The 5,094-nt window shown below is 77.7% G+C and carries 3 protein-coding genes; 2 read left to right on the top strand and 1 reads right to left on the bottom strand.

All coding sequences use genetic code 11. The features are described from left to right. Nucleotides 1–275: 275 nt before the first annotated feature. Complete coding sequence (locus tag ABZ914_RS46185) at nt 276–608, bottom strand: cytidine deaminase-like protein (RefSeq protein ID WP_500201009.1); 333 nt, start codon at nt 606–608, stop codon at nt 276–278. A gap of 108 nt (nt 609–716) precedes the next feature. Between ABZ914_RS46185 and ABZ914_RS46190 the strand changes: the two genes are divergently transcribed. Both ABZ914_RS46190 and ABZ914_RS46195 read left to right on the top strand, forming a co-directional pair. Then, a complete protein-coding gene (locus ABZ914_RS46190) occupies nt 717–2,849 on the top strand; it encodes an MMPL family transporter (RefSeq protein WP_500201010.1) in 2,133 nt (710 codons plus the stop codon). A gap of 75 nt (nt 2,850–2,924) precedes the next feature. Continuing rightward, a partial coding sequence (locus ABZ914_RS46195) for an ATP-binding protein (protein WP_500201011.1) occupies nt 2,925–5,094 on the top strand: 2,170 nt, incomplete at its 3' end.

Raw genomic sequence — 5,094 nt, forward strand, 5'->3', positions numbered from 1 at the left:
CTGGCGCTCGCTCCGCGTGCCTGCCCGTGGGCCGTGGCTGAGGCTCAGACCGCCGGGTCGGGGTTCACACCGCCAGGCCGAGGGTTTTTGCTGGCACGGGCCACGGGGCGTCCTAGCGCAGGCTGAGGCCCAACCCGCCGGGCCGGGTGCGTAGTGACCAGGCCGAGGCGGGTCTGGTGTGGCTCGGGGTGTCCTGGTGCGGGCCGGGCTTCGGCCTGCGGGGGCCGGCTCACCCTGCCGAGCCTGTGGGGCGGGGCTTGGCTTGCGGGGGCGGGTCAGAGGGTGGTGCGGAGGTCGCCGTTGGGGGCGGCTACCAGGACGGGGGCCTTGGGGCCCAGGTCGCGGACGGCGGCCACGTCGGCGGGGTCGGCGGTCTCGGCGGCGGTGACGACCGCGGCGGCCTCGAGGTCCTCGGCGCCGCTGGAGACGGCCATCGCGACCGCGACCTTGAGGGCCGACAGCTTCAGCGACGGCAGGTCCACGCTCGTGGCGGAGTAGGTGCGGCCCGTCTCGTCCCGGACGGCGGCGCCCTCGGCGGCGCCCGCGCGCGCCCGGGCGGACCGGGCGAGGGTGATGATCTTCGCGTCCTCGGGGTTCAGCTCGCTCACGAGCACAGCGTACGGCCTGCGGGCGGACGGCAAGTCACCGGCAAGCGGGCGGCAAGCGGGGCGGGCCAGCCTGGCGGGGTCGGATCACACCGTTTGGGGGAGAGGGCCATGTCCCGCCTGCTCTACCGCCTCGGCAAGGCTGCGGCCTCGCGGCCGTGGCGGTCCATCGTCGTGTGGCTGGTCCTCGTCGGCGCGATGGCCGGTCTCGCGGGCGTCGCCGGGGGCGCGCTGCACGACGACTACACGCAGTCCGGAAGCGGCTCGCAGAAGGCGAGGGACCTGCTGGAGAAGCGGTTCCCCGCGCTGTCGGGCGCGGACGCGCGGGTCGTCGTGCACGGGAGGTCCGGCCGGGTCGATCCGGGGGCGCTGGCCGTCGCGGGAGCGCGGCTCCGCACGCTCCCGCACGTCAGCGCGGTGGATCCGGTGCTGCCGAGCCCGGACGGGCGGACCGCGCTGCTCACCGTGCGGTACTCGGTGCAGGTCACCGAGCTGGCGCCGAAGGAGACCGTGGACCGGCTGAGGTCGGCGACGCGGAACCTGGACGCCGCCGGGTACCGGGTCGAGTTCGGCGGGCAGGTGCCGGAGAACGTGACGGCGCCCGGCGGCGTCGCCGAGGGCGTCGGGATCGTGGCCGCGCTGGTGGTGCTGTTCGTGGCGTTCGGGTCGGTGGTGGCGGCCGGGCTGCCGCTCGCGGTGGCGCTGGCCGGGCTGGGTGCCGGCGTGTCCGGGGTCACGCTGCTCGCCTCGTTCACCGACGTGTCGACGACCGCGCCCACGCTGGCGGTCATGGTGGGGCTGGGCGTCGGGATCGACTACGCGCTGTTCATCCTCACCCGGCACCGGGAGGGGCTCGCCGAGGGCCTGGACGTGCCCGAGGCGGCGGGACGCGCGATCGCGACCGCCGGGCAGTCGGTGATCTTCGCGGGGTTCACGGTGCTGCTGGCGCTGTGCGGGCTGGTGCTGTCGCGGAACCCCGTCTACATGACGATGGGGTTCGCGACCGGCCTCGTCGTGGCGTTCACCGTGCTGAGCGCCGTCACGCTGCTGCCCGCGGTGCTGGGCCTGGCCGGACGCCGGGTGCTGCGCCGCCGCGACCGGGCGCCCGGCGCGACGGTGCACGCCGACTCGCCGCGGGTGCGGCGCTGGGCGGAGCACGTCGGGCGCCGCCCGTGGCCGTGGCTGCTCGCCGGGACGGTCCTGATGATCACGCTGGCGGCGCCCGCGCTCGGGATGCGCACCTGGCCGAGCGACGCCAGCAGCGAACCGGAGTCCAACACCGTCCGGCGGGCGTACGACCTGGTCGCCGAGGGCTTCGGTCCCGGCGCCAACGGCCCGCTGATCGTCGCCGTCGACCTGCGGAAGACGGACGCGGGCACGCTGCCCGCCCTGCGGGACCGGCTCGCCCGCACCGACGGGGTGGTGAGCGTGACGCCGCCGCAGGTGTCCCCGGGGCGGGACGCCGCCGTCCTGGTCGTCACGCCGAGGTACGGGCCGCAGGACGAGCGCGCGCCCGCGGTCGTCGATCGGATCCGGGCGCGAGAGCTGCCGCCCGGCGCGGAGATCACCGGGCTCACCGCCGCGTACGTGGACCTGTCGCGCTCGCTGTCGGACCGGCTCTGGCCGATGATCGGCGCGGTCGTCGCCACCTCGTTCGTGATGCTGATGATCGTCTTCCGGTCGCTGGTCGCGCCGCTGAAGGCGGCCGCGATGAACCTGCTGTCGATCGGCGCCGCCTACGGCGTGCTGACGGCGGTGTTCCAGTGGGGCTGGGGAGCGGGCCCGCTCGGGCTCCCGCACGGCGTCCCGGTGTCGTCGCTGATCCTGCTGCCGATGTTCGCGGTGCTGTTCGGGGTGTCGATGGACTACGAGGTGTTCCTGCTGTCCCGGGTGCGGGAGGAGTGGCTGCGGCACGGCGACGCGCGCGGCTCGGTGTCGTCCGGGCTGGCCGCCACGGGCCGGGTGATCAGCAGCGCCGCGCTGATCATGGTCGCGGTCTTCCTCGGCTTCGCCGCCGACCCCGGCCTGGTCATCAAGCAGATGGGGGTGGGGCTCGCGGTAGCGGTCGCGCTGGACGCGACGGTCGTCCGGCTCGTGCTGGTGCCCGCCGCGATGGCGCTGCTCGGGCGGGCGAACTGGTGGCTGCCGAAGCCGCTCGCCCGCGCCCTGCCGGAGATCGACCTGCACGGCGCCGCGGAGCCCGCGAGCGCCGGGCGCGAGCGGGAGCCCAGCGCGGCGCGCTGACCCCGCCAGGGGCGGTGGTCACAGCGGGCGGGTAGGCGGACGGCGGCGATTCGGCCCGGTTAGTCTGATCGGGCCATGACCACCGCCGTCCGCGTCCTCGGGGCGTTCGCCGTGCACGTGGCGGGCGCTCCCGCCGACCTGGGCGGTCCCCGCCGGCGCTCGGTGCTGGCGCGGCTCGCCGCCGCGCACGGCCGGATGGTCCCGGCGGACCGGCTCGTCGAGGACCTCTGGGCCGGCACCGCCCCGCCGCATGCCGCCGCCGGGCTCCAGTCGTTCGTGTCGCACCTGCGGCGCGCCCTCGAACCCGGCCGCCCGCCCCGCACGCCCGCGCGCGTCCTGGTCACCGAGCCGCCCGGGTACGCCCTGCGGCTGCCGGACGACGCCGTCGACGCCTGGCGGTTCGACGCGCTGATCGACGGGGCCGCGGGGCGGCTGGCCGCAGGCGACCCGTCCGGGGCGCGCCGCGACGCCGAGGCCGCGCTCGCCGAATGGCGCGGTCCCGCCTACGCCGAGTTCGCCGCGCTGCCCTGGGCCGCCGCGGAGGCCGCCCGGCTCGACGAGCGGCGCCGCCTCGCCGTCGAACGCCGCGCCGAGGCGATGCTCGCGCTCGGCGCCGCCGCCGAGGCCGTCCCGGACCTGGAGGCGCACGCCGGCGCCCACCCGCTGCGCGAGGAGGCGTGGCGGCTGCTGGCCCTCGCCCTCTACCGGACGGGACGGCAGGGCGACGCGCTCGCCGCGCTCCGCCGCGCCCGCGCCGCCCTCACCGAGGAACTCGGCGTCGATCCCGGCCCGGCTCTGCGCGACCTTGAGGCCGGCATCCTCGCCCAGGCCCCGGACCTCGGCGGCGGCGTGGAACGGTCCGTCCCGTCCGTGGTCCGGGCGGCGCCCGCGGAACCGTCCGGCACCGCCTTCGTCGGACGGGAACGGGAACTCGCCGTGCTGGACGAGGCCGCCCGCGCGGCCGAGGCCGGACACGGCACCACCGTCCTCATCAGCGGCGACGCCGGCATGGGCAAGACCGCGCTCAGCGAGCGGCTCGCCCGCCTTCTCGCCGGACGGGGCTGGACGTGCGCGTGGGGACGCGCGCCGGAGACCGCGGGAGCGCCCGCCGCCTGGCCCTGGGCCGAACTGCTGCGCGACCTCGCCGCCACCGCCCCGCCCCCCGCCGGACTGGCCGCCCGCCTCGCCCCTTTCCTGGACGACGCCGCCACCGGGCACGGCGGCGAGACCGGGCGCGCCGACGCCGGAGCCGGCCGGTTCCGCCTGCACCTCGCCGCCGACGACTACCTCGCCGGGCTCGCCGACGGTACGCCGCTCCTGCTCGTCGTCGAGGACCTGCACTGGGCCGACGAGGAGACCCTCGCGCTGCTCGCCCGGCTCGCCGGACGGATCCGCGACCGCCGCGTCCTGCTCGCCGCGACGTTCCGACACACCGAGGTCCCCGGTCCGCTCGCCGCCGCGCTCGCCGCGCTGGCCCGGCACGAGCCCGCCCGGATCGAGCTGTCCGGGCTGTCGGCCGCCGAGGTCGCCGCGCTGGTCCGCGCGGTCTGCGACACCCGGCTCGGCGACGCGGAGCTGTCCGCCATCGCCGAACGGACCGGCGGGAACCCGTTCTTCACCCGCGAGACGGCCCGGCTCCTGGCCGCCGAGGGACTGCCCGCCGCGACCCGCCGGGTGCCCGCCGGCGTCGGCGACGTGCTGCGCCGCCGCATCGCCCGGCTCCCCGAACCGGCCCGCGCCGTCCTGCGGGACGCCGCCGTCGCCGGCCGCGACGCCCGCCTCGACGTGCTCGCCGACCTGTCCGGCGACGAGGACGCCGTGATCGACGCCGTCGAGTCCGCCCTCGCCGCCGGCCTGGTGACCGAGCCCGCCCCCGGACGGCTGCGGTTCGCGCACGCCCTCGTCCGCGACACCCTCTACACCGACCTGTCGGGGGCCCGCCGCACCCGCCTGCACGGCCGCGTCGCCGCCTCCCTCGAACGGCACCGCCCCGACGAGGTCGCCGCCATCGCGCACCACTACCTGGAGTCCGGCACGGCGCCCGACCGGGCCGTCCGGTACGCGCGGCTCGCGGCCGAGGCCGCCGAGGCCCGCTATGCCCACGGCGTCGCCGCCGACCTGTGGGTCCGCGCCGCCGAGACCCTGCGCGCCCTGGGCGACGGCGCCGCCCGCGAACGGCTGGAGACCGAGGCGGCCGCGATCCGCGCCACCGCGCCGGTCCCGGGCGTCGACGACCTGCCCGGCC

This window comes from Spirillospora sp. NPDC046719 (assembly GCF_040645715.1).
Lineage (GTDB): Bacteria > Actinomycetota > Actinomycetes > Streptosporangiales > Streptosporangiaceae > Spirillospora.

Coding starts and splice junctions, on each gene's coding strand:
- ABZ914_RS46190 (WP_500201010.1), top strand. CDS start 717: ATGTCCCGCCTGCTCTACCGCCTCGGCAAGGCTGCGGCCTCGCGGCCG.